Here is a 24,741-nt window from a genome sequence, read left to right on the forward strand (position 1 = left end):
GTTCTGACTGGTGACTTTGTGACCTGGATGACGGCCATCGGCGGCGACTCTCGACTTGCGAAGGACGGGTCGGTGTGGACCGCGGTCGATAGTGGTGCAACGATCTACGAGTATTTGCCTCTGCCGAATGGATGGTATCGGGTCACGCGGAGCGAACGCGGGAGCGAGGGAACTCTGGTTCTGGATGCCGTTCATCCGGAGTTTATTGAGAAACATTTGGTGATGCTTCACGCCAACTCGTTACGGTCAAGTCGTGGACTACCCATGCTCCTTCGCCGCGACCAGGGGTGGCCCGCGGCCCCCGAGACGGTGATTCGACCGACACATGCCCTGTTCCCCGACAGCGAGGTTTTCTTTCAGGAGGAGGTGCAGATCCGGGGGATTCCCGTTGCCCGGTTCCCCGGGGCTCCTACATCGAGATACTCCACTGCCGTGCATGCATCCTGGTACATGGAGGCTCCGCTTTCCCTTGTGATTCAATCCATTGATCATCCAACCGGAGCACCGTTGTTTCGGTCCTGGGCTCCGACTGAGCGCTGAGAACAGAGCCCCGCGGAATGCAATCACCGTCAAACTTGCAGCGCAATTCAAAGCTGGTTCGGGAGGTCAGAGGCTAGCTTATGAAACACAGGACGGGAAATGGCACATTCTTACGGAGGTAGTCACTGATGAATAGAAGTGTTGGTGAGGAACCTCGCCGCGCATACGGTCGTTGGGCTGAGGACGTGGGATTTAAGATTGTAAGCACCCCGGCTGGACGGTATTTTCGCAACCCTGTGGGCGAGATCAGCTTTGCACGAATCGTGCAGACTCTTTCGGACGGTCAACTCCTCGTTGGCTTCGTATGGTTCAGCGATGAGGAAAATGCAGCCGGCTACACGAGCATCGCTTCAAACGATGTGGTCGGCGGAAGGGCAGGAATCGTCTGGGTACGGAAGATTGACGAAGGCTGCGCGCGGGGAATTCTGCCATCGGCACGGTTCGCTGAGCTCCTGGATATAGAGATGGCTGAGCAGTTTGGTCATATTGCAGTCGAATCTGTTCAGCGAATCGAAAGCCTTTCCCGACTGCGCACACTCGCAAAGACTGTGTCGTCTCGTTTGTAGCCAACCGGATTGGGACAGGACCCTGGGCTCCTACTTCCTCGGACCCTCGTGTATCAGGTTGAGTATGTCATCTAGTTGAATCTGGGTCCCGGCATGTATTTGCGGATGTAGAGAACATTGAGCTAGTAACACTGACGACCGCGGGACGAGCAATGCCTATGGCTGTTGGGCTTCCGATGCCGGCAGGCGGCGCATCACAGGTTCGGTTTCTTGGGCCCAAAGGTGATGCGTTCCCTATTGATGAGTTGGATAGATTAGGAATTTTTGATGAGTGATGGTGCCAGACCGCTACGATTTAGTCCCATTTTCTTGGATTGGCTGATTCAGATTTCTTCTAATTGGGTCGCTCATTCAGTCGACGATCATTTAGAACTGAGCGTTGACCGAGGGGAGACAATACAGTACGTCCGCCAGACAGTCGGCGGATGGATAATGCTAAGTGAAACTTCTCGTGGAGGGACTCCAATATATATTGGAGAATTTTGCAGTCTTGAAATGTTCGAAAGGTGGTTCGCAATGGCAAAACACCTTAATTTTCGAGTGCAGCACGATCTTCCGTATCTTCAGGAATGGACAACCGCGGCATCGGTTGCGCCGAGGTTTCAGGTTCGTCCGGTCACGCTCCTCATCGACTCGCAACCGGTTCCCGGAGAGGAACTCATCGAGGGTGAGCACGCAATCGCTCGTTTCCGCAGTTTTCCGTGGCTCACAGAGACTGAGGCTGCCGGTGCCTCTTGGTTCTTAGGCGCGTCGCTCGAAACGATTATCCAGTCGTGCTCGAGCCCCACGGGCGCACCCCTGTTCACGGCGAGAAACAGGTGAAAGATGAGTGAACGCAATAGCGAAAGCCCCAGGAAAACTTATGGACGTTGGGCTGAAGACATGGGGAATATGATCTCGGCGGAACCATCGGGACGATATTCGCACCGACCTTCCGATGCCGTTACATTTGCGCGGATAGTTGTGGAAGAGGAGGAGTCGATGAGGGTTGTGGAACGAGATACGTTCTTCTCGCGCGAACATCGTTTTTGGCTCGGGACCGATGATGTGTCCGAGCTCAACTACGTTTCGATTCCCGTCACCATCGGGGTCGCCGACTACATCGAGTACCACATGTTAGATGGGGTTGAGTATGCACGGTATCTAGCCGATCCGAGCCTCGCCGTGCCCTTCGTGGAGGAATGCCGGGCGTGCATGCACGATGACCTGTTGATCCAGAAACCGGGATGGAACCGTGGGATTCCGATTTAGAAATTGCACCCGATTCAGGGCGGACCTTTTACGCAGACGGGTAGCTGGACCAACATGCCTCACCGACGTCCGGACTGCCACAGGGCGTCGGTAGTTTGCGGTCGGGGTGTTTTGACTAATCAATTACTAGTCAAAACATGATGCACCCTAAATTGGCACCACCCGCCGAGCGGAGTTCGAACCTTCGCACCCGCGGTGATCGGGGCGTTTAGCAGCATCTCGAACGTGGGCCGAGTGCCAATCGTGAGGCTTGGGCCGAGTGCTCATCGCGTACTCGAGCCGATCACGCAATGGGGGCACCGCCGGAAACCGGCGGTGCCCCCATTGCGAATGAGCGTTAGTAGCCCGCGGGGCCCTCGGTGGCCGAGTCGGCCAGCAGGGCGGCGCTGCCCGAGACACCCAGGCGGGTGGCACCGGCGGCGATCATGGCCTCGGCCTGCTCGCGGGTGCGCACGCCACCGGAGGCCTTGACGCCCAGGCGTCCGCCCACGGTCTTCGCCATCAGCGAGACCGCGTGCACCGAGGCGCCGCCGGCCGGGTGGAAGCCGGTCGAGGTCTTCACGAAGTCGGCACCGGCGCGCTCGGAAGCCTCGCAGACCGCGACGATGGCCTCATCCGACAGGGTTGCCGACTCGATGATGACCTTGAGCAGCACGGGGGCCGGAGCTGCCTCGCGGACGGCGCGAATGTCGGCCTCGACATCGGCGTAGCGGCCCTCGATGGCGGCACCGATATCGATCACCATGTCGACCTCGTCCACTCCCTCGCTCGCGGCCAGAGCTGCCTCGGCGGCCTTGATCGAGGAGTGGTGCTTTCCGCTGGGGAAGCCTACGACCACGGCGAGGCTCAGGTCCACGCCCTCGGGCATCTGCACCGGCAGCACCGAGGGGGACAGGCATACGGCCTTGGTGCCCAGGCGGGCGGCCTCGGCGATGGTTGCGGCGACATCCGCGGTGGTCGCGGTGGGTGCCAGCAGGGTGTGGTCAATGAACTGCGCCAGTTCGGCGGTGGTCAGGGGGGAGTTTGACTCGGTCACGGTACTCGCCTTCGAAATAGGGGATGTGATGGTTCCAGCCTACTCGGGCGGGCCTCGTTCGCCGCCGCGCCGACCGCGCGGACACCCAATCGATATCCGCGGAGACGCGCCCCCATCCCAGTGGACAGAATCGTTAGGGAAACACCACTGTCGGGGGTTACCCTGAACCCATGGGAACCACGAGCGAGCGCTACGGCGTTGTTACCGGACCGGATGATGCGGGAGCCGTCCAGGACCTGCTCAACACGTTTGCCAACGGTCGTTCCGGCAAACCCGACCTGCTGGCCACCGCGCACTCGGCCGCGAGTTGGTGGGTCGAACGCGGGGGAGCCGCCACGGGGCTCGCGGTGTCGCCGAAAGGGGCACCGGAGGATGCGCGGGGAGACGCACTCGGCGAAGCGTCGGGGGATTCATTAGGACATGCGCTAGGGGATCCGGCGAGGCTCCGAGAGCTTCGGGACGCGCTGCGCGCCGCGCTGACCGAGAGCGCGGTTGCCGCAGAGGAGGCCGATTCTTACCCGCACGGTGACCCCGTCGTCGGTGCCTCCGCCGACCCGGCACCGGCGCCCGCCGGATTCCCACCCGCCACGATCACCCTCGGCCTCCGTCCCGACGGCACGGTCGCCCCCACCCCTGCGGGCACCGGCTGGGATGCCGCGCTCGCCGAAGTGCTGCTGCGGGCATATCGCTCCCAGCTGGAGGGCACCTGGCCTCGACTCAAGGTGTGCCGAAACCCCGAGTGCGGGGTGGCGTTCTATGATCGATCCCGCAACTCCAGCGGAGTGTGGCATGACGCCCTGGTGTGTGGAAACGTCGCCAATCTGCGGGCCTCCCGTGCCCGCAAACGCGAACGTGCCGAGAGCACCGAATCGGGGAGCGGTAACTAGGGATTCCCCGGGCCGACGCTGGAGGAAACATGTGCACCGTGCGGCATACGGATTCTGGGAAAATGGGCAGGTGCCGCCCGGTTAGACTGGTCGGACTCCGCCCCGGGTAGCCCGCGCTACCCCCACGACCCAGATTGGTTCCGCCGTGGCCGCTCATTCCCTCGACTCCGCCGATCTCGCCCCCGCCTGGCTCGAGATCCCCGCCGACCCCAACGACCTGGCACCCGGACTCTGGCCGGCCAACACCACGCGCGAGTCCGACGGTCGCCTGAGCCTGGCCGGAATCCCCGTGGATGAGCTGGCGGCAACCTACGGCAGCCCCCTGTACGTTATCGACGAGGCAGACTTCCGCGGCCGGGCCGCCCGCGCCCGCGCTGCCTTCGACACCGAGGCTGCCCGCATCGGCACCAGCGCCAAGGTGTACTACGCGGCCAAGTCGTTCCTCAGCGCGGATATCGCCCGCTGGGTGGCCGAGGAGGGCCTCTACGTCGACGTGTGCAGCGGGGGAGAACTCGCCCTGGCGCTCGCCGCGGGTATCCCCGCCGCGCGTCTGGGTCTGCACGGCAATAACAAGTCGCTGGCCGAAATCGACCGCGCCGTGGGTGTGGGAATCGGCGCGATCGTGCTCGACAGCCTGCAGGAGATCGAGCGCGTCGCCGATGCCGCCGCCCGCCACGGCGTGGTGCAGAACGTGCGTCTGCGGGTCAACTCCGGCGTGCACGCCGACACCCACGACTTCCTGGCCACCTCCCATGAGGACCAGAAGTTCGGCATCACCCGGGCCGATGCCCCCGACGCGGTGGCGAAGATTCGTGCCCGTGCCGAACTGAACTTCCTCGGCCTGCACTGCCACATCGGCTCGCAGATCTTCGGGTCGGCCGGCTTCGGCGAATCCGCCGCACGCCTGCTGGAGCTCCACCGCGACCTGCTGGCCGGCGGTGACATCCCCGAGCTGAACCTCGGCGGTGGATTCGGGATCGCCTACACCCGGGCCGACGACCCGGCCGAGATCGAAACCATCGCCGCCGACATCGCCGACCAGGTGGCCACCGAGGCCGTCCGCCTGGGCATCGCCGTGCCGGTGCTGGCCTTCGAGCCGGGCCGCTACATCTCCGGACCCACTACGATGAGTCTGTACGAGGTTGGCACCACCAAGGATGTTTCGGTGGCGCTTCCCGAGGGTGGCACCGCGATCCGGCGCTACCTGTCCGTGGACGGCGGTATGAGCGACAACGCTCGGCCCGCACTCTACGAAGCTCAGTACTCGGCCCGGATGACCAACCGCGTCTCCGATGCCGCACCCGCACTCTCCCGGGTGGCTGGAAAGCACTGCGAGTCCGGCGACATCGTGGTGTACAACGAGTATCTGCCCGCGGACGTGGTCCCGGGCGATCGCATCGCCGTCCCCGCGACCGGTGCCTACTGCTGGTCGCTCGCCAGCAACTACAACTTCCTCGGCCGTCCCGCCGTGGTCGCCGTGCTGAACGGTGAATCACGTCTGCTGGTGCGCGGCGAGACCGAAACCGAACTACTGGCTCGCGATGCCGGATTGGACAAAAAGTGAGTGAACTTCGGACCCTGCGCGTCGCGCTGCTGGGCGCAGGCTCGGTGGGATCGCAGGTGGCACGACTGCTGACCGAGGACCGGGAGGAGCTCGCCGCCCGCGCGGGCATCACCCTGGACCTGGTGGGTGTGGGTGTGCGCAGCCTGGACTCGGCCCGCGACTGGGACATCCCGGCCGAGCTGCTGACCACCGACGCCCACGAGCTGGTGCAGCGCGCCGACGTGGTGATCGAGCTGATCGGCGGCATCGAACCGGCCCGCACCCTGATCCTCGAGGCCATCGCCGCCGGGGCCGACGTGGTCACCGGAAACAAGGCGCTGATTGCCGCCCACGGTCCCGAGCTGTTTGAGGCGGCCGCCCGGGTGGGCGCGCTGATCTCCTATGAGGCCGCCGTGGCCGGTGCCATCCCGATCCTGCGTCCGCTGCGCGAGAGCCTCGCCGGCGACCGCGTCAACCGCATCCTGGCGATCGTCAACGGCTCCACCAACTTCATCCTCGACCGCATGGACCGCTTCGGCGACACCATGGAGCAGGCCCAGAAGACCGCGTTCGAGCTGGGCTTCCTCGAGGCCGACCCGACGCTGGACGTGGACGGCTACGATGCCGCCCAGAAGGCAGCGATCCTCGCCCGCCTGGCCTTCCACGCCGATGTGCCCGCCGAGGCCGTCTACCGCGAGGGCATCGCCGACATCACCGCCGAGCAGATCGCCGATGCGTCCGCCGCCGGTGCCACGATCAAGCTGCTGGCCATCGCCGAGCGCGTGACCGGCGAGCACGGCGAGGGTATCTCGACCCGCGTCTACCCGGCGCTGATCCCCAAGGAACACCCGCTCGCCTCGGTGCACGGCGGCAACAACGCGGTCTTCGTGGAGGCCGCCGCGGCCGGACCGCTGATGTTCTACGGCGCCGGTGCCGGTGGCGTGCAGACTGCCTCCGCGGTGCTGGGAGACCTGGTCTCCGCCGCCCGTCGCCACGTGGCCGGCGGTCCGGGACTGACCGATGGCGCCACCGCCAAGCTCCCGCTGATCCCGATCGGCGAGGTGCGTGCCCGCTACCAGATTGCCCTGCGGGTGAGCGATCGCCCCGGCGTGCTTGCCCAGATCGCCGGGATCCTGGCCGAGGCCGGCGTCTCGGTCGAGACCGTGGTGCAGTCGGCCGCCGAGGCCGCCGACGATTCCGAGGAGCGCACCGCGATGCTCGTGATCGGCACCCACACCTCGCGCGAGGACGCGGTACAGAACACCGTTTCCGAGCTGCGCTCCCACGAGGCCGTGCGCACCGTGGTCAGCGTCCTGCGCTTCGAGGGTGAGTAACCCCTCTACACCCGTGGTGACGAGGCGGCCGTGCCGCCTCGTCACCGTGCATCATCATCAACACGACCACACCGGTGGTCAGGATCCCGAGCCCCGCTCGGTGTTAGGACTGGTAAGGAATGAGCCCCTCGGACATGCCCGAGAACGTCGCGACCCTGCTCGGCCGCGGCGTTCGTGTTCGCGTCCCCGCAACCTCCGCCAACCTCGGCCCGGGGTTTGACACCCTGGGACTCGCGCTCAGCGTGTACGACGAGATCGAGGTGACCGTGCGGGAGGAGCCCGGCGCGTTTGTGGACATCCACGGCGTGGGCGAGGGGACCGTCCCCACCGACGACACCAACCTGGTGGTGACCTCGATGGCCTATGCGTTCACTGCCGTAGGGCAGCCGGTTCCCGGCGTGAACATCGTCGCGCATAACACGATCCCGCACGGCCGCGGCATGGGCTCCTCGGGGGCCGCCGTTGTCGCCGGAATCATGGCCGCCAAGGGTCTGCTCGAGGGAATTTTCGAGTTCTCCGACGAGGACCTGCTGCGCATCGCCACCGAGATCGAGGGCCACCCGGACAACGTGGCCCCGGCCCTATTTGGCGGACTGACCATCGCCTGGGAAACCCCCGCCGGTCCCAAGCACAAGAAGCTCGCGGTGCACCGCGGCGTCTCCCCGCTGGTCCTGGTGCCCGAGCACACCCTCTCCACCAAGGTGGCCCGTGGTCTGCAGCCCGCCCAGGTGCCGCATGAGGACGCGGTCTTCAACGTTTCGCGTTCGGCCCTGCTGATCGCCGCGCTGACCCAGAGCCCCGACCTGCTGTGGGACGCCACCGAGGACCGTCTGCACCAGAACTACCGTGCCTCGGCGATGCCCGCGACCCATGAGCTGGTCACCGCGCTGCGCGAGCAGGACTTCCCGGCCGTGGTGTCGGGTGCCGGGCCCTCGATCCTGGTCCTCGCCGACGGCACCGGTGACCGCACCGCCGCCGCCGCGTTTGTGTTCGAGCAGGCGAGCGTGCCGTGGCAGATCCACTCGCTCGCGGTGGACGTGCAGGGGGCCAGCGTGGCCCCGCTCGCGGCGGTCTAAACAGCGGAATTCGATATGGCGGCCCTCCTTTGGGGGCCGCCATTCGGCGTTTTTGATATCAATTGCTTTGCACTGTGTCCGAACCCTAGCCATCCGCCCGATAACCCCGATAGTGTGACGCTCACCAAGGGGAACGGGTGGCTATGGTGGCGAAGAAGCGCGCACGCGGTGTTCGAGATGCACGGATCGTGGCGCGCAGGCGTCCCCGCTCGTGGATCGCCGGGGCGCTTGCGCTGATCCTGGTGGTCGCCGGGGGCTATGTGCTGGATGCCGCGGGTGCACCGCCCGCCTCCGCCGAATCCGGGGTCGAGGGCACCACGGTGCAGATCCCGCAGCGCTGGTACAGCTACGTCAGCCCGGGGGAGAGCTTCCAGCTGCGTTCGGCCTTCCGCACAAACACCGGGGCCAACGGCGGCGATCTCTATACCAAATGGGTTGTGTACGCGCCCGACGGGACCAAGGCGTGGGAATGCTCGGACACCACAAGCTCCGGGAAGCGCTGCGACTGGCAGAGCCCGGTTCAAACCGAGGCCGGCGTGTGGGTCGCAGCCCTCGAGCCCCTACGTGGATCCCACCCCAATAATCACGGCCGCAACGTGGTGACCTGGCAGGTGAACCCGCTGCGCGGATCCTCCACCGTGCCCGGCCGCACCTGGAGCGAGCGCTTTGACCTCACCGACTCCTCCACCACTGCCTCGTACCCGATGTGGGTGCAGACCGAGTTCGGCTACACGTATGAGGTGGAATACCGCGGGCTGAGGGGCATCACCTCCGCATTCCAGGCCTCCGCGTTTGGCAACGTGAACGGCACCACCTGCACGTCGATCTATCACTCGCTCGCCTCCGGTGCCAACAATCCCAAACCCGAGTTTGGGCCGGTCGCCTGGAAGCCACAGTGTGGTGCGGCACCCGACAAAATTTTCTTTGGCAAACCCAATCTGGACGGCCTGCCGCGCACCGTGAGTCTGCCCGGCGGCGGATCCACCTGGCTCAACGTGCCGCTGGAAAAGCCCGCCCTCACCGTGGATAGCTTTGTACCGGATGCACCGGGATCGCGCGCGGGGGAGTTCTCCTTCACCGCGACCGGGTTCGAGGGCAACGTGGAGATCCTGATCGATACCGACGCCGACGGCGTCTTCGATGGGCGCAACGATATCGTGACCCAGGCCGCGGTATACGCAGGAAAGGGAACCTTCAGGTTTGACGGCCGCGATGCCTCCGGAGCCGACATCCCCACCAGCACGCCGATCGCCTTCAGGGTGGGGATCGAAAAGCTTGGCGAATCGCACTTCCTGCTGGGCGACGTGGAGATTCTTTCCGGGGGCATGAGTGTGACCCGGCTGAACGGGCTGCAGAGCAGCGGATCCTCGATCATCCACTGGAACGATGAGCCGGTGACCCTGCGCGAGTGGGACCGCCAGGCCCTGATCAAGTGTGGCACCCAGCCATCGCCGCTGCGCTCGCCCGCCGAGGGGGTGGATTCCAGCGGCGGCGTACGCGGCTGGTCGGCCACCGGCTGTAAGGACATGAATGGGAGCGCATCCAGCACCACAAACGGCGGGTCCTGGGGCAATAACCGCTCGATCGACACCTGGGCGTTTGAACACTTTGACCTGACCCAGCCCGGTGCCCCCGTGGTGACCATGGACATTCCCGGGGTCGCCCTCGCCAAGGCCTCCGAGCCCGCCTCGGGTGCGGTGGTGGCACCGGGCGAGACCATTATCTACACGGTGACCGCGAGCGCGGTCGCCTACCCGCATCCCGAGCAGATCAGCCAGCCGGCCACGTTCTGGAACGGTCGGCTCAGCGACACCGTAACGGGTCTCACGGATGACGCCGACGTCAACCTGGGGGCCCTGGCCTGGACGTCCTCGGCCGAGCTGCCCGGCGACGCCAGCAACACCACCAGTACCCGGGCGGACGAGCCGCAGTGGAGCTGGACCGGGCTGCGGATCCCGATGAGCACGTCGATCGCGCTGACCTATCCGGCCACGGTGAAGCCGCTGGATCAGGGCGGTGACGGCACGCTGCTCAACGTGGCCTTCACGCATCCCGAGGAGACCCCGCCGCTCTTCCCCGAGGAGTGTCCGGTGGCGCCCAACGGCAGCCTTCCCGGGTGTGGCTGGACCGAGCACCTGGTGGATGGGCTGGCGATCGAGAAGTCCAGTTCCCCGGTGCGGGAAACCGCGGTGGTCCCCGGGGACCGCATCGACTACACGCTGAGCTTTACCAATAACGGGCAAAACACCGAGGCGATCAACCACGTCGACGATCTGACCGGCGTGGCCGATGACGCGGACCTCACCGGATTCTGGGTCAACGACCTCACCATCACCCCGGCCGATGCCGACCTGACCCCGGTGTGGGATGCGGCGACCCGACGGCTGAGCCTCCAGGGGTCGGTGGCACCGGGAGCGCGGGTCACGGTGTCGTATCCGGTGACCATCGGAACCGGCACGGGGGACGGGGTTGTGGCCAACTTCCTGCTGCGGGCGGGGGAGGATCGCCCGGCCGTCTGTGTCGAGGGAAACCTGGGCTGCACCGTGCACTTTGTGCCGGGGCTGGCGCTCACCAAAACCTTCGCGGGGGACTATGAGGACCTCGACGGAAGCGGCACGATCAGCCTGGGCGACCTGCTGCCGTTCACCTTCACCGTGACCAACACCGGCGCGACCACGATCGAGCAGATTCGGATCATCGACCCGCTGGTGCAGGAGCAGGGGGTCGGCGTGACCTGTGACACCGTGCGGCTGCGTCCGGGGAACTCCACGACCTGTGCCACGCTGTCCGGTTACGAGGTCCAGGCGGCCGATGTGGCCGCGGGATCGGTGCTCAACCGCGCCACCGCCCGCGGCATTCCCGCGCACGGGGCACCCCTGAGCTCGGATGCGGCAACCGTCTCGGTACCCGTGATGGTGGCCGAACCGGGGCTCGCGCTCACCAAGACGCTGGACCCGGATCACGCGGCGGTGGGGGAGATCCCCGCGGGCATCGAGGATGTGAACGCGAACGGTCGCGTGGATGCCGGGGACCATGTCTGGTATGCCTTCACGCTGATCAACACCGGTGATACCCGGCTGGAGGAGCTTCGGGTCCTCGATCCCAAGCTCGCCGCGGCCGGCATCGCGATTGAGTGCCCGGCGAACACCCTGGAGCGCGGCGCCTCCCTGCGCTGTGTGAGCGTGGAACCCTATGTGATCTCCGCCGCGGATGTGGAGGCGGGGGCGGTTCTCAACACCGCCGAGGCGGAGGGGGAAAACGCCACGACCGGCATGATCGGTTCGACGCCGGTCGAGCACCGGGTGCCGGTGGACCCGGACGTGGAGCCCACCCCCGAGCCCTCGACAGGGCCGTCGACCGGGCCCTCAACCGGACCGTCTACCGGGCCGACCGAGCCGGGTACTCCGGGCCCGAGTACCGGTCCGACCGGTCCGGGGACCCCGGGACCGACCGATCCCGGAGCCCCGAGTCCCGGGGAATCGCTCGGTGAGACGGGGGCCCACCCACCCATTTCGGGTGGCATCCTGGCGCTGATTCTGGTGCTGCTGGGACTGGGGGCCCTCGTCGCACGCCGGAATTCCGGGGCGCGATCCCGAGACCTGTAAACGAGGAGAAACCCCGCGGGCCACCACGGCCCGCGGGGTTTCTCTCGCGTTGGAAGCACGTGAGGTGCTAGTCTGGGCGTAATCCCACACGGCAACACCGTCTCGAACGCTGTATGAATCGCGGCGGTAACTCTGGCCGGGCGGGTCAATTTTGCACATCAACGCCATCGCTTCTGTGCCCCCGTACCGAGCATTACGCCTCCGGATCGGGTCGGGTCTCGTATCCCGCGTTTCCCATGCCGCGATGAGCATTTCAGCCCGTGGCCCACGCCCGGGTATAGGGGAAGGAACCCTCCGTGAGTAACACCGAAAACACCTACGAAATCGCCAATGATGCTCTGTCCACCCTCAAGGTGGCCCAGCTGCAGGCGCTCGCCGCCGAACACGGCGTCGTAGGATCCTCCAAGCTGCGCAAGAGCGCCCTGGTCGAGGCCATCGTGGCGGCTCGCGCCGCCGAGGCCCCCGCCGGTGCCGGCGCATCCAACACCGATTCTTCACCCGCCGAGGCGACGTCGCCTGCGGCCGGTGCCGCCGATTCCGAGACTGCCGATTCCGAGACTGCCGTTTCCGAGACTGCCGTTTCCGAGGCACCCGCCGCTTCCGACGCCGTCGCCGCCCCGGCCGCCGCGCCCGTGGTCCGCAAGCGCGGATCGCGCCGCGTCAGCACCGGTACCGTCGCCGCCGAGCCGGTGGCCGCCACCGAGGCACCCGCCGAGGACGCCGCGCCGGTTTCGGCCCGAGGCCACGTCAACCACGACGGCGCCCCGCTGATCCCGAGCACCCCCGCCGCGGACGGCACCGCCGAGGCCGCCGAGCCCGCCGCCGAGAACGGTGAGTCCGAAACCGCCGAGGCACCCCGTGGAAACCGTCGCGGTCGCGGTCGTGGTCGTGGCCGCGGTCAGGGCAACACCACCGAGAACGCGGACGCCACCGAGAGCACCGAGCCGGCCGAGGCGGCCGCCGAGGAGAGCACCGAGGGTGCCGAGCAGGCGACCGAGCAGCCCCGCAACACCCGCGGCCGTGGTCGTGGCCGTGGTCGCAACAACGTGGAGCGCGCCGAGCAGGCCGAGACCAAGTCGGAGGACGCCGCCGAGCCGCGTCAGAACGGCCGAGGCCAGAACGAGCGTACCCAGGGCGAGCGTACCCAGAACGACCGCAGCCAGAACGACCGCGCAAACAACGACCGCGCAAACAACGGTCAGGGTGAGGGCAACCGCAACGAGCGCGCTCAGAACGACAACAACCGTGGCGAGCGTGGCAACAACAACGGCCCCGCCGAGCGCACCCAGAACTCCGAGGACGAGGGCGGCCGCGGTCGCGGTCGCTACCGTGACCGCAAGCGTCGCGGCGTAAACGAGGACGGCGAGATCGAGCTGGCCGAGGACGATGTCCTGCTGCCCATCGCCGGTATCCTCGACGTCCTGGACAACTACGCCTTCGTGCGTACCTCGGGCTACCTGCCCGGCACCAATGACGTCTACGTCTCGCTGGGCCAGGTTAAGAAGTACAACCTGCGCAAGGGTGACGCGGTGGTCGGATCCATCCGTCAGCCCCGCGAGGGCGAGCAGAACGCCCGCCAGAAGTACAACGCCATCGTCAAGGTGGACTCGATCAACGGCCTGTCCGTGGAAGACGCCGCAACCCGCGTCGACTTCGGCGAGCTGACCCCGCTCTACCCGCAGGAGCGCCTGCGCATGGAGACCGAGCAGGGCAAGCTGACCCAGCGCATCATCGACCTGGTTGCCCCGATCGGTAAGGGCCAGCGCGGCCTGATCGTTGCCCCGCCCAAGGCCGGTAAGACCATCGTGCTGCAGCAGATCGCCAACGCCATCGCGACCAACAACCCCGAGACCCACCTGATGGTGGTCCTGGTGGATGAGCGTCCCGAAGAGGTCACCGACATGCAGCGCACCGTGAGCGGCGAGGTCATCGCCTCGACCTTCGACCGCCCGGCCGAGGATCACATCACCGTCGCCGAGCTCGCGATCGAGCGCGCCAAGCGCCTGGTGGAGCTGGGCACCGATGTCGTGGTGCTGCTGGACTCGATCACCCGTCTGGGCCGCGCCTACAACCTGGCCGCCCCCACCTCGGGCCGCGTGCTCTCCGGTGGCGTGGACGCCGCGGCCCTGTACCCGCCCAAGCGCTTCTTCGGTGCCGCCCGCAACATCGAAAACGGTGGCTCGCTGACCATCCTCGCCACCGCCCTGGTCGAGACCGGGTCGAAGGCCGACGAGGTTATCTTCGAGGAGTTCAAGGGCACCGGGAACTCCGAGCTGCGCCTGAGCCGTCAGCTCGCCGATAAGCGCATCTTCCCGGCCGTGGACGTCAACGCCTCCTCGACCCGCCGCGAGGAGATGCTGCTCGGCAACGACGAGGTCAAGGTCACCTGGAAGCTGCGTCGGGCCCTCGCCGGTCTGGACCCGCAGCAGGCGCTTGAGGTTGTACTCGGTAAGCTGAAGGAGACCTCCAGCAACGTCGAGTTCCTCGTACAGATGCAGAAGTCGATGCCGGCACCCACCTCGGGTAACGGTCACGACCACCGCTAGCTGTTTTCCTCGAACCCGTTTCTCGCCGGCAGGTCACTGCCGCGGGCAGCGGGTTCGGGCTTTTTCCCCGAAAACAGTTTTGAGATAAGGAATCACATGTTTGAATCAGTGCACACACTGATCGCCGAGCACGCCGATCTGCAGGAGCAGCTCGCCGATCCGGCCGTCCACCAGGACCCGGCACGCTCGAAGAAGATCAACCGTCGCTACGCCGAGCTGAGCAAGATCATCGCCGCGCACACCCGCTGGCTGCAGTCCCAGGAAGACCTGGAAGCCGCCCGCGAAATGGCGAAGGAGGACGACGAGTTCGCCGCCGAGATCCCCGCGATCGAGGAGGGACTCGCCGAGAACCAGGAGAAGCTGCGCCGTCTGCTGATCCCGCGCGACCCCGACGACGCCCGCGACGTCATCATGGAGATCAAGGGTGGCGAGGGTGGGGCCGAGTCGGCTCTGTTCGCCGCCGACCTGCTGCGCATGTACATGTACTACGCGGAGTCCAAGGGCTGGAAGACCGAGATGCTCGAGGCCGACCACAGCGATCTGGGCGGATACAAGAACGTTCAGGTGGCCATCAAGTCGAACGCCACCGATCCCTCGCAGGGGGTCTGGGCTCACCTCAAGTACGAGGGTGGTGTGCACCGCGTGCAGCGTGTGCCGGCCACCGAGTCGCAGGGACGCATCCACACCTCGACCACCGGCGTGCTGGTGTTCCCCGAGGTGGATGAGCCCGAAGAGGTCGAGATCAACCAGAACGACCTGAAGATCGACGTTTACCGCTCCTCGGGCCCCGGTGGCCAGTCGGTGAACACCACCGACTCCGCCGTGCGCATCACCCACCTGCCCACCGGTATCACCGTGGCCATGCAGAACGAGAAGTCGCAGCTGCAGAACCGCGAGGCCGGTATGCGCGTGCTGCGTGCCCGCCTGCTGGCCCACCAGCAGGAGCAGATCGACGCCGCCGCCTCGGATGCCCGCAAGAGCCAGATCCGCACCATGGATCGCTCGGAGCGCATCCGTACGTACAACTTCCCGGAGAACCGCGTGGCCGACCACCGCACCGGCTACAAGGCGTACAACCTGGACGCGGTCATGAACGGTGCCATGGAGCCCATCATCCAGTCGGCGATCTCCGCCGACGAGGAAGCTCGTCTGGCCGAGATCGGCGACAAGGGTTAGTCTCACCCACAGCACAATGGCCCCGGAATCTCAGGATTCCGGGGCCGTTTTTGCACCTCGCTTGAGGAGCGGACAGTAATTCATGTTGTGTGCGAACATGACCCGACCGTCATGACGCCAACAAAACGGCGATCGAGCCATACCTGAGCCTCGTGAGAAGTGTCCGCTATGACCGCTTGCGAACACGCATCGGCCCCCGTAACCTTGAAAACGTAAGCCCCGTGTGGACCGCTGGTTGTAAACCATGTCGCCGGGGCTCTGTTCTTGCCATAATTTCCACATGTCTGATCGGTGGATTGATTCGTGGCTGGGAGCCGCTCGTTTCCAGCGATACGTTGATGCCTGCGAGGGCGATCGTGCCCGAGCCCTTGAGCTCTACGAATGGAACCTGACGGCGAGTCAGGTTCTTATGCGCGATCTTGCGCACTTTGAGATCGCACTTCGTAACGCGTACGATGCCGCGATTACCGCACACTGGCCTCACCACACTCACTGGCTCCTCCATCCTGAATCTCCCGCGGTCATGCCCATCTGGCGAACTCGAGACATCGGCGGTATGAAACGTGGCACCGACGTCAACTCACTCACCCGTAAAAGCGTGGACGATGCGATCCGGCGCTGCGGTTTTGGGCGTGCAACCGCAGGAAAGGTGATCGCTGCGCTGTCCTTCGGGTTTTGGCGTCAACTCACCACCAATGCGATGGAAAAATCGGTGTGGGTGCCATACCTGCACCATGCATTCCCGCCGGGCACATCACGGACGACTATAAATACGCAGATCGAAGCGTCAAACCGGTTGAGAAATAGAATCGCTCACCATGAATCACTGATTTCGTCGACATTGGATCTTCGCGCTATTCACGGCGGAATGATGGACTGCCTGCGGGCAGTGTCACCTCGGGCACATCATTATGTGCTGCGCACCTCGGCTGTCGCAGCGGTTCTTGACAGCAGGCCGGAGTCGCCTACCTCGATACGAGATTAGACACCAAACGGCCCCGGAATCTCAGGATTCCGGGGCCGTTCTGCGTGGGCTAGATGAAGTACTCGGGAGTCACCGGATCAGTGACGATCTTGCGCACCTTCGCCGGCACACCCACCAGGAGCGAGTCCGAGGGGGCGTCCTTGGTGACCACCGCATTGGCCCCCACCGCGCTGCGCGGGCCGATGGTGATCGGGCCCAGGATCTTGGCGCCGGCACCGATGGTCACTCCATCACCGATGGTGGGGTGACGCTTGCCCTTGGCCAGCGACTTCCCGCCCAGGGTCACGCCGTGATAGATGAGCACGTCATCGCCCACCACCGCGGTTTCCCCGATCACCACGCCCATTCCGTGATCGATGAAAAAGCGGCGGCCGAGCTGCGCGCCCGGGTGAATCTCGATCCCGGTCAGGAACCTGACGATCTGCGAGTTTAGCCGGGCGGGCAGCTTGAAACCGCGTCGCCACAGGGCATGGCTGAGCCGATGCCCCCACACCGCGTGCACCCCCGAGTACAGCAAACCGACCTCGAATGAGGATCGGGCCGCGGGATCGTGGGTGCGCGCGGTGCGCAGGTCCTCGCGCAGGCGCGCGAAGAAACCGGAGGTGGTGCTGATGATCGGTCCTTACTCGGCCAGGCCCGCCCAGAGCGCGGTGGAGATGTAGCGCTCACCGGTGTCGGGAACCACGGCCACGATGGTCTTGTCGGCGTTCTCGGGACGTGCGGCCAGCTGGAGAGCGGCCCACAGGATCGCACCCGAGGAGATACCCGCCAGGATACCCTCCTGGGATGCGAGGTCCCGAGCGGTGTCCAGCGAGTCCTCGAAGGACACGTCGATGACCTCGTCGTACACCTCGGTGTCGAGGACCGGCGGCACGAAGTTGGCACCGATGCCCTGAATCTTGTGCGGGCCGGGCTTGCCACCGTTGAGGATGGGGGAGTCGATCGGCTCCACGGCCACGATCTTGACCTCGGGCTTGAGCTCCTTGAGACGCTGACCCACGCCGGTCACGGTGCCGCCGGTGCCCACGCCGGCCACGAAGATGTCGACCTCACCCTCGGTGTCGCGCCAGATTTCCTCGGCGGTTGTCTCGCGGTGAATCTGCACGTTGGCCGCATTGGCGAACTGCTCGGCGAGGATCGCCCCCGGGGTCTCGGCGACGATCTCGGCGGCCTTCTCCACGGCGCCACGCATGCCGGCGGCGGGATCGGTCAGGACCAGCTCGGCACCAAAGGCGCGCAGCAGTGCGCGACGCTCGACACTCATCGAGGAGGGCATGCTCAGCACCACCTTGTAGCCGCGAGCGGCACCCACCAGGGCCAGGCCGATGCCGGTGTTACCCGAGGTGCCCTCGACGATGGTGCCGCCGGGCTGCAGGTCTCCCGAGGCCTCGGCGGCGTCGATGATCGCGATGGCCAGACGGTCCTTAACCGAGGAACCGGGATTGAAGAACTCAAGCTTGGCGAGGACCGTGGCGTGCGACTCGTCGGCGAGGCGGTTGATCCGAACCAGGGGGGTGTTACCGAAGGTCGAGGTGATGTCCTCGTGGATGTATGCGTTCACGGGTGGGTGTCCTTACCATGTGGGGGTCAGCTGGGTAGTGCGGGCCGTGCCTGTGCGCGAGAATCTGCCCGCCGGTTTTCGATGGGCAGAGCCGTGCGGAACCAGCCTATTGCGATCAGCGTGCCGCCGCGAGGCTCATGTCATTCGGATAGGGTTTATTACGCCGTGCGCATGCAGGGCACCGTTCCGACAGGGGTAAAAACAGCCGTGACCGAGACCCAACATCCCGCCGAATCCGCCGCCACGCCGAGCCCGCTGGGTCTTGTGCGCGACCAGATTGAGGCCAGACTCGCCGCCGCGGGGATCGCCGATGCCCGCATTGACGCGGAACTCCTGCTGGGGCACGTGCTGGAAGCCGGCCGCGGGGAGATCCAGAGTGCGATCATCCTGGACCGCACCCTCACCCCCGAGGATGCCGAAACCCTCGAACCCCTGGTTGCCCGGCGTGTGTTACGTGAGCCGCTGCAGCACATCCTGGGGACCGCGCCGTTCCGCTCGATGGAGCTGCTGGTGGGACCGGGCGTGTTTGTGCCGCGGCCGGAGACCGAGCAGGTGGTGCAGTACGCGATCGACGCGTTGCGGATCCTGCCCGATGTCGAACCCATCGCGATCGACCTGGGCACCGGCTCGGGGGCCATCGCCCTGGCCATGGCCACCGAGGTGCCCAATGCCCGGGTGTTTGCGCTGGAGAAGATTCCCGCGGCCCACGCCTGGGCCGCCCGCAACTTCGAGAAGATCGGGGCCGAGAACGCGACCCTGACCCTGGGGGACATGGCCGAGGCATTCACCGAACTGCATGGATCGGTAGCCGTGCTGATCTCCAATCCGCCGTATATTCCGGCGCGGGCAATCCCACGCGATATCGAGGTGCGGGAGTACGACCCGCCCACCGCGCTCTATGGAGGGGAGGACGGCCTGGACCTGGTGCGCACGATCTCCCGCCGCGGCCTCGACCTGGTGCGTCCGGGCGGCACCCTGATCCTCGAGCACGGTGAGCTGCAGGGCGAGGCGATCCGTGCGATCCTCGCCGCCGACGGCTGGCGTGCCCCGGCCACCTTCCCCGACTTCACCCTGCGCGACCGGGTCACCACCGCGGTGCGCTAACGCACACAAAAACGGCATGCCCCGCGGGGCATGCCGTTTTTGTGTGCCGGGACCTAGCCGATCAGAGAGGGCTGGAGGTCGCGCAGCGTGCGGAAGTGCGTCATCCGCGTCACGCCGATCGCCGAGACAACCAGCGCCCCCAGCAGGATCAGCGTCAGCACGATCGCATCGTTTCCGGCCGCGGCCAGGTCACCGCCGTACATCAGCTGGCGCATCCCGTCCACCGCGAAGGACATCGGCAGGAAGTGGTGCAGCGAGGCCAGCGGGCCGGGGAGGGTTTGCCAGGGGAAGGTTCCACCGGCGGTGACCAGCTGGATCACCATCAGCACCAGACCCAGGAACTGACCCACCGAGCCCAGCCAGACGTTCAGCGCCAGGATGATCGCCGCGAACGTGACCGAGGCCAGCGCCATCATGCCGTAAGCTCCCACCGGATTCGACACCTGGAAGCCCAGGGTTCCGGCCACGATCCCGAACAGCGCGATCATCTGCACGGCACCGAGGATCGCCGGCGTCGCCCACCCGGCGAGGGTGATCTTGATCGGGGAGTGCAGCGCGGTGATCGCCCGACGCGAGAAGGGCTTCAGGATCAGGAACAGCGCGTAGATGCCGATCCAGGCGGCCAGGCTCACGAAGAACGGTGCCAGACCCGCACCATAGGTGCCGGCACTGGTGACGGCGCTGGAGTGCAGGTTAACCGGGTTGGAGATATTGGTGGCCTGATCGCTGCGCAGGGTGACCGTGGTCTCGGGGATCTGCTTGAAGCCGTCGCTCAGGCCATTGGTCAGCGTCCCGAGGCCGCCGTGAATGGTGTCGAGGCCGCCGCCGAGCTCGCCGAGCTTTTCGGTCAGGGTCCCGAGGCCCTGGTGCAGGGTCCCGGCCGCGGTCGCCGCGGTCGAGGCACCATCGCGCAGGGTCCCGGCACCGGTGGCCAGCTGGTTGATGCCGTTGGTCAGCTGCGGGGTCGCGTCGGCCAGGGCCTTGCTGCCCGAGGCCACCGCGGCGGCACCCGCGCTGAGCTGGTTGAGCTGGCCGACGGCCGCCTGCACCTTGGTGTTGGTCTGGTTGGCGGCATCGCCGACGGGCTTGAGGTTGGCCAGCACGCTGTTGATGGTGTCCTGCGGGACACCCGCCTTCGTAAGCTGCTCCTGAATCTCTTCCGAGACCTTCGGAATCTGATCCACAAGTTGGCTCGATCCCTGCGCCAGCTCGTTACCCACCTGGGCAAACTGGGCGTTCCCGGCGGCGACCTTGGCGGCACCGTCGGCGAGCTGCTGGGACTGACCCGGCAGCGACGCCGTCTGGTTGCGCAGGGTGTCCAGCCCGCCGGCGAGGGTCTGCGACCCGTCGCGGAGTGAGTTGAGCCCCGTGCCCAGCTGGCCGGCACCGTCACGCGCCTGCTCGGCCCCCGAGGTCAGTGCACTCGCACCGTCCAGGGCGGTCTTGGCACCGTCGGTGAGCTTGGTCCCACCGTCGGCGGCCTCGACCAGGTTGCCGCGGATCTTGGCCAGCGCATCCAGGAAGGTCTGCGCCGCCTGCTTGTTTACGGTGGCCACGATCTGGGTCTGCACGGTCTTGGCCGCCTGGGTTCCGATCGTGGTGGCCAGGTAGCTGTTGGCGTCGTTGGTAGTCAGGATGACCTCGGCCTGACGCGGCTGATCGGTCTGCGAGGAGGCCAGGTCTTCGGAGAACTTCTCGGGCAGGGTCAGCGAGAAGTCGAACTCGCCGTCCTTCACCCCGGCCTTGGCCTCGGCGGCGCTGACCTGCTTCCAGGCGAAGGTTCCGTCCTTAACCAGCTGCTTGGCCACATCGTGACCGAAGTTGGTTTCCTTGCCGTTCTGGGTGGTTCCGGTATCCGAGACCACCAGGGCCACCGGGATCCGGTCCAGACGGTCATAGGGGTTTTGGTTGGCCCAGAGGTACAGGCCGCCGTAGAGCAGCGGGACGATCATCAGCGCGAGGAAGGCCAGCCGCGACATCCGCGTGGCCCAGAGCCGAGCGAACTCGGCACGGATCATGGCGATTATCTTGAGCATTAGGCGAGGCCTTCCAGGTTGAAGAGGGTCGCGGAATCCGAGGGCACGTCCGCCAGGGGTTCGATTTCGCGGGTCGAGGAAATGGCCGTGTGTGCGGCGACACCGGCGATGACCAGCACCGCCAGATCACGCGCCGCGAGTTCGCGGGCGATCCGCCACCAGGCTTCGGGATCCCCGCCGTGGCGGTCGGGGGAGACCAAAACGATGCCGCGGACCTCGGGGCGGCGCGCGGCAAGTTCGGTCAGCATGCGGATCCGGTCGGTCGGGGCCAGATCCGCCATGTCGGTGCTCGATCGGTCACGCAGCCCCATCTCGTCCAGGGTGCGCGCCACGGCAATCGGGTGGCTCTTGAGACCGGCGAACATGAGCTCCTCGGCCACAACCTGAGAAACCGCAACGTTTCCTGCGGGTTCGCTGACGATCGGCGCGTCGACTAGGGCAATCTCGCGGCGAATCCGCGAGGCGTCAACCTGACCGTCGATGAGGACCGTGCCGCTATCCGGGCGCATTCGGCCCGAGGCGATCAGTCCCAGAACGGTGGGACGCTGCTCCGTTTCGGCGCGGGCGAAGGTGGCGGCGCCGGTCTGAAGCTGAAGGCTAGTCTCCGGGAGAGCCGAGCCGTTCTTCCCCTTAGTAACCTGGCGAAGTTCGATTCTCATGCAGGATCCTTTGTGTTTTGTATGCACTCCATTCTGCGCTCATTTATACATACATGATGCAAATTGACCCGGCTCGGGGCAGATTCGAAGAACAGGATTGTCTCCCGGGATAGAATCTGTTCATAATGTCCCGCATTTATGACTGCGCCCAGAGCGCTCAACTCGATACCGGCCTGAAGCTTGCCGCATCCTCCCTCGGTCGGGGAGAGCTTGTGGTTATCCCCACCGACACCGTCTACGGTGTTGCCGCCGACGCCTTTTCCCCCGCCGCCGTGCGTGCGCTCCTCGCCGCCAAGGGCCGGGGTCGTCAGCAGCCGCCGCCCGTGCTGGTGGCGGATGTGGGAACGCTGCATGCGCTGGCCGAGAGCGTGCCGGAGATCGTGACCGAGCTGGTCGCCGCCTTCTGGCCCGGCGGACTCACGATCGTGTTGAACGCGCAGCCGTCCCTGGCCTGGGACCTGGGGGACACCCATGGAACCGTCGCCGTGCGCATGCCCGATAACCCGATCGCCCTGGCGCTGCTGCGCGAGACCGGCCCGCTCGCGGTGTCCTCGGCGAACCTCACCGGCCTGCCCTCGGCGACCAGCGCCGCCGACGCCGAGCTGATGCTGGGCACCTCGGTGCACATTTACCTCGATGGCGGCCCGGTGGGACAGACCGCGTCGACCATCATCGATGCCTCACGCCTGTCGGGTCCCGGCGGCAAGGTGCACGTCCTGCGTGACGGTGCCGTTAGCCGCGAGCAGCTGCGTGGCATTCTGGGCGACCTGCTGGCCGAGGATGACGAGGCCGCGGCGACCGAGGCCGCGGCGACCGAGGTCGCAGCGTCCGAGGCCGCCGCCAGCGCGCCCACGACCCCCGCCGCCGACGCCGTAAGTCCTGCTTCCGCCGCGGCAGCTCCCGACGCCGAGGAGGGCTCCGCGTCCGAGCCCACCGAACCCGAAGCCGGTGCCGGCGGATGATCCAGTACGTTCTCGTTGCGGCGATCACCGCGGTGGTCACCTGGCTGTTGTCCCGGGTGGTCTATCGGGTGGCTTTGAAATACAGGCTGTATCCGGAGATCCGCGAGCGAGACGTTCACACCCGACCCACCCCGCGCCTGGGTGGAGTAGCGATGTTCCTGGGCGTGATCGTGGCGTTTATCTACGCGTCGACGAACCCCTTCCTCGCCCAGACCTTTGCCGATGCACCCGGCCAGCTCTGGGCGGTCCTGGGGGCGGCCGGACTGATCGTGATCATCGGCGTCCTGGACGACCTGATCGACCTGGACTGGATGATCAAGCTGGCCGCCCAGTTTGTGGCGGCCGGGATCATCGCGTTCAGCGGCGTCCAGTTCTACTCGCTGCCCATCGGCGGCCTGACCGTGGGATCCAGCCAGGCATCGTTTGTGCTGACCACGTTTACCCTGGTCCTGATCATGAACGCGGTGAACTTCATCGACGGTCTCGACGGTCTGGTGGCCGGCGTGGGCCTGATCGCCAACGGTGCATTCCTGATCTACGGCTACCTGCTGGTGCGCTCGATGGGTCAGACCTCGTTCTTCAACCTGCCGCTGCTGCTCTCGGCGATTCTGGTCGGCATCTGCGCGGGCTTCCTGCCGATGAACTGGCATCCGGCCAAGATGTTCATGGGCGATGCCGGGGCGCTGCTGCTGGGTCTGCTGATGGCCACCTCGGCCGTGGCCATCACCGGGCAGATCGACCCCTCCGCGCTCGGCGTCGGCCAGGATACCGCGCTGTTTGGGCGCAGCCAGCTGATCGGTGCGTTTATCCCGATCATCCTGCCGGTGGCGATCCTGGTGGTGCCGCTGCTGGACTTCTTCCTGGCGGTCTTCAGGCGCACGGCGGCGGGAACCTCGCCGTTTACGGCCGACCGCAAGCACCTGCATCACCGCCTGCTGGACATGGGTCACAGCCACCTCCAGGCCGTGCTGGTTTTCTACGCGTGGACCGCGGTGATCTCCGCCTCGTGCCTGATCGCCTTTGTGATTTCGCCGAGCTGGATCGCGCTGACCTTCCTCGCCGTGGGCGTGATCGCCTGCACCCTGTGGACCTTCGCCCCGCGCCTGAACCGCTGGCGTGATCGCAGCGTCGAGGTGCGCGAGGCCCGCGAGGCCGGCGTGCCGATCGCCCCCGAACCCTTCCGTCGTCCCAAGCACCTGGACGATAACCATGCGCCCCAGGGCACGTCCCTCCCCGAACACCCCGAGACCCCCGCAGCAAAGGATCCCCACGCATGAATGCCAACCCGATCTTCAAAAAGAGCCTGATCTGGGGTGGGCTGCTTGCGCTGGCCATCGCCATCGTCGGCGGCGTCATCGGCGGGCTGGTGGACGGCTCCCGCGGCGTGATTTCGGCGCTGATCGGCACCGCCATGGCTGCCGTCTTCCTGGGCATCACCGTGGCCTCGATCCTGATCGCCAACCGCTACTCCAAGTCCGACCTCTACGTGCCGATCTTCTTCGGCGTGGTGATGGGCGGCTGGATCGTCAAGTTTGTGCTGTTCCTGATTCTCGCCTGGAACCTCTCGGGTGCCGACTGGATCAACAAGACCGTGCTGCTGCTGTGCCTGATCGTCGGGGTCATCGGAACCCTGGTGGTGGACTGCGTGGCCGTGGCCAAGGGCCGACTGCCCGCGGTCAGCGACATCGAGCTGCCCAAGTACGTCGACCCGGATGATGCACCCGCTTCCTGAGTGCCCACACACACGTGCCTCAGCCATCGGGTGTAGGCACCGATAACGTTTCGAGCCGGGCCGCGGGATACCGCGGCCCGTGTGCTTTAAGACGAGGCGGCGCCACGCCAAATCGAGGGGAAATCGGCGTGCCGCCGGGCCC

General features: G+C 66.0%; 20 protein-coding genes. 15 read left to right on the top strand and 5 right to left on the bottom strand.

The features are described from left to right. Positions 1-27 precede the first annotated feature (27 nt). The 3 genes from IE92_RS19120 (at position 28) to IE92_RS18665 (ending at position 2,357) form a co-directional block, all read left to right on the top strand. Positions 28-540, top strand: coding sequence for an Imm61 family immunity protein (locus IE92_RS19120; protein WP_425411821.1), 513 nt, complete (start codon positions 28-30; stop codon positions 538-540). 185 nt (positions 541-725) lie between these two features. Beyond that, a complete protein-coding gene (locus IE92_RS18035) occupies positions 726-1,106 on the top strand; it encodes a hypothetical protein (protein WP_156027339.1) in 381 nt (126 codons plus the stop codon). An 825-nt stretch (positions 1,107-1,931) separates the two neighbouring features. Next, complete coding sequence (locus tag IE92_RS18665; RefSeq protein ID WP_211250735.1) at positions 1,932-2,357, top strand: hypothetical protein; 426 nt, start codon at positions 1,932-1,934, stop codon at positions 2,355-2,357. Positions 2,358-2,694: 337 nt separating this feature from the next. Here the strand turns inward: IE92_RS18665 and deoC are convergent, their stop codons facing one another. Continuing rightward, positions 2,695-3,393 (bottom strand): deoxyribose-phosphate aldolase, encoded by a 699-nt coding sequence (gene deoC / locus IE92_RS0100265; RefSeq protein WP_043321243.1) that lies wholly within the window; start codon positions 3,391-3,393, stop codon positions 2,695-2,697. Positions 3,394-3,563: 170 nt separating this feature from the next. Between deoC and IE92_RS0100270 the strand changes: the two genes are divergently transcribed. The 8 genes from IE92_RS0100270 to IE92_RS17630 all read left to right on the top strand — a co-directional run bounded on the left by IE92_RS0100270 (position 3,564) and on the right by IE92_RS17630 (position 16,545). Continuing rightward, positions 3,564-4,280: a CGNR zinc finger domain-containing protein gene (locus tag IE92_RS0100270; RefSeq protein ID WP_030142873.1), complete on the top strand. Its 717-nt coding sequence runs from the start codon at positions 3,564-3,566 to the stop codon at positions 4,278-4,280. 145 nt (positions 4,281-4,425) lie between these two features. Next, positions 4,426-5,844, top strand: coding sequence for a diaminopimelate decarboxylase (gene lysA / locus IE92_RS0100275; protein WP_030142874.1), 1,419 nt, complete (start codon positions 4,426-4,428; stop codon positions 5,842-5,844). Continuing rightward, entirely contained in the window at positions 5,841-7,157 is a 1,317-nt protein-coding gene (locus IE92_RS0100280) for a homoserine dehydrogenase (protein ID WP_030142875.1), read from the top strand. The genes lysA and IE92_RS0100280 overlap by 4 nt, the downstream gene beginning before the upstream one ends. Before the next feature lie 119 nt (positions 7,158-7,276). Next, entirely contained in the window at positions 7,277-8,233 is a 957-nt protein-coding gene (gene thrB / locus IE92_RS0100285; protein WP_245601189.1) for a homoserine kinase, read from the top strand. 143 nt (positions 8,234-8,376) lie between these two features. Then, positions 8,377-11,838, top strand: coding sequence for a DUF7927 domain-containing protein (locus IE92_RS0100290; protein ID WP_030142877.1), 3,462 nt, complete (start codon positions 8,377-8,379; stop codon positions 11,836-11,838). A 296-nt stretch (positions 11,839-12,134) separates the two neighbouring features. After that, positions 12,135-14,384 (top strand): transcription termination factor Rho, encoded by a 2,250-nt coding sequence (rho, locus tag IE92_RS0100295; RefSeq protein WP_030142878.1) that lies wholly within the window; start codon positions 12,135-12,137, stop codon positions 14,382-14,384. Between the two features lie 96 nt (positions 14,385-14,480). Further along, a complete protein-coding gene (gene prfA / locus IE92_RS0100300; RefSeq protein WP_030142879.1) occupies positions 14,481-15,560 on the top strand; it encodes a peptide chain release factor 1 in 1,080 nt (359 codons plus the stop codon). Between the two features lie 280 nt (positions 15,561-15,840). Then, positions 15,841-16,545, top strand: coding sequence for a hypothetical protein (locus IE92_RS17630; RefSeq protein ID WP_081863828.1), 705 nt, complete (start codon positions 15,841-15,843; stop codon positions 16,543-16,545). A gap of 49 nt (positions 16,546-16,594) precedes the next feature. Here the strand turns inward: IE92_RS17630 and epsC are convergent, their stop codons facing one another. Both epsC and cysK read right to left on the bottom strand, forming a co-directional pair. Further along, positions 16,595-17,158: a serine O-acetyltransferase EpsC gene (epsC, locus tag IE92_RS0100305; protein ID WP_030142880.1), complete on the bottom strand. Its 564-nt coding sequence runs from the start codon at positions 17,156-17,158 to the stop codon at positions 16,595-16,597. A 9-nt stretch (positions 17,159-17,167) separates the two neighbouring features. Beyond that, positions 17,168-18,106, bottom strand: a complete 939-nt coding sequence (gene cysK / locus IE92_RS0100310) for a cysteine synthase A (protein ID WP_030142881.1) — start codon at positions 18,104-18,106, stop codon at positions 17,168-17,170. Between the two features lie 207 nt (positions 18,107-18,313). Between cysK and prmC the strand changes: the two genes are divergently transcribed. Next, positions 18,314-19,210 (top strand): peptide chain release factor N(5)-glutamine methyltransferase, encoded by an 897-nt coding sequence (gene prmC, locus IE92_RS0100315; RefSeq protein WP_043321245.1) that lies wholly within the window; start codon positions 18,314-18,316, stop codon positions 19,208-19,210. A 53-nt stretch (positions 19,211-19,263) separates the two neighbouring features. Here the strand turns inward: prmC and IE92_RS0100320 are convergent, their stop codons facing one another. Together IE92_RS0100320 and IE92_RS0100325 are read right to left on the bottom strand one after the other, a co-directional pair. Then, positions 19,264-21,246, bottom strand: a complete 1,983-nt coding sequence (locus IE92_RS0100320; protein WP_030142883.1) for a YhgE/Pip family protein — start codon at positions 21,244-21,246, stop codon at positions 19,264-19,266. Next, a complete protein-coding gene (locus IE92_RS0100325) occupies positions 21,246-21,905 on the bottom strand; it encodes a P-loop NTPase family protein (RefSeq protein WP_043321247.1) in 660 nt (219 codons plus the stop codon). The genes IE92_RS0100320 and IE92_RS0100325 overlap by 1 nt, the downstream gene beginning before the upstream one ends. A gap of 125 nt (positions 21,906-22,030) precedes the next feature. Here IE92_RS0100325 and IE92_RS0100330 point away from each other — a divergent pair, with 125 nt between their 5' ends. Genes IE92_RS0100330 through IE92_RS0100340 form a run of 3 tightly spaced genes read left to right on the top strand, consistent with a single transcriptional unit; the run spans position 22,031 to position 24,599 of the window. Then, positions 22,031-22,867, top strand: coding sequence for an L-threonylcarbamoyladenylate synthase (locus tag IE92_RS0100330; protein WP_030142885.1), 837 nt, complete (start codon positions 22,031-22,033; stop codon positions 22,865-22,867). Beyond that, positions 22,864-24,144 (top strand): MraY family glycosyltransferase, encoded by a 1,281-nt coding sequence (locus IE92_RS0100335; protein ID WP_156027341.1) that lies wholly within the window; start codon positions 22,864-22,866, stop codon positions 24,142-24,144. The genes IE92_RS0100330 and IE92_RS0100335 overlap by 4 nt, the downstream gene beginning before the upstream one ends. Then, on the top strand, positions 24,141-24,599 hold the full coding sequence (locus tag IE92_RS0100340) for a Cg1360 family ATP-synthase-associated protein (protein WP_030142887.1): 459 nt from the start codon (positions 24,141-24,143) through the stop codon (positions 24,597-24,599). Before IE92_RS0100335 ends, IE92_RS0100340 begins: the two co-directional genes overlap by 4 nt. Positions 24,600-24,741: the final 142 nt, after the last annotated feature.

The sequence above is a fragment of the Mycetocola saprophilus genome, from assembly GCF_000718085.1.
Lineage (GTDB): Bacteria > Actinomycetota > Actinomycetes > Actinomycetales > Microbacteriaceae > Mycetocola > Mycetocola saprophilus.

Excerpts from the sequence above, each read along its gene's own strand:
- IE92_RS19120 (WP_425411821.1), top strand. The coding sequence starts at position 28 with ATGACGGCCATCGGCGGCGACTCTCGACTTGCGAAGGACGGGTCGGTG.
- IE92_RS18665 (WP_211250735.1), top strand. The coding sequence starts at position 1,932 with ATGAGTGAACGCAATAGCGAAAGCCCCAGGAAAACTTATGGACGTTGG.
- IE92_RS0100270 (WP_030142873.1), top strand. The coding sequence starts at position 3,564 with ATGGGAACCACGAGCGAGCGCTACGGCGTTGTTACCGGACCGGATGAT.
- thrB (WP_245601189.1), top strand. The coding sequence starts at position 7,277 with ATGAGCCCCTCGGACATGCCCGAGAACGTCGCGACCCTGCTCGGCCGC.
- IE92_RS0100290 (WP_030142877.1), top strand. The coding sequence starts at position 8,377 with ATGGTGGCGAAGAAGCGCGCACGCGGTGTTCGAGATGCACGGATCGTG.
- prfA (WP_030142879.1), top strand. The coding sequence starts at position 14,481 with ATGTTTGAATCAGTGCACACACTGATCGCCGAGCACGCCGATCTGCAG.
- IE92_RS17630 (WP_081863828.1), top strand. The coding sequence starts at position 15,841 with ATGTCTGATCGGTGGATTGATTCGTGGCTGGGAGCCGCTCGTTTCCAG.
- IE92_RS0100320 (WP_030142883.1), bottom strand. The coding sequence starts at position 21,246 with ATGCTCAAGATAATCGCCATGATCCGTGCCGAGTTCGCTCGGCTCTGG.
- IE92_RS0100325 (WP_043321247.1), bottom strand. The coding sequence starts at position 21,905 with ATGAGAATCGAACTTCGCCAGGTTACTAAGGGGAAGAACGGCTCGGCT.
- IE92_RS0100330 (WP_030142885.1), top strand. The coding sequence starts at position 22,031 with ATGTCCCGCATTTATGACTGCGCCCAGAGCGCTCAACTCGATACCGGC.
- IE92_RS0100335 (WP_156027341.1), top strand. The coding sequence starts at position 22,864 with ATGATCCAGTACGTTCTCGTTGCGGCGATCACCGCGGTGGTCACCTGG.
- IE92_RS0100340 (WP_030142887.1), top strand. The coding sequence starts at position 24,141 with ATGAATGCCAACCCGATCTTCAAAAAGAGCCTGATCTGGGGTGGGCTG.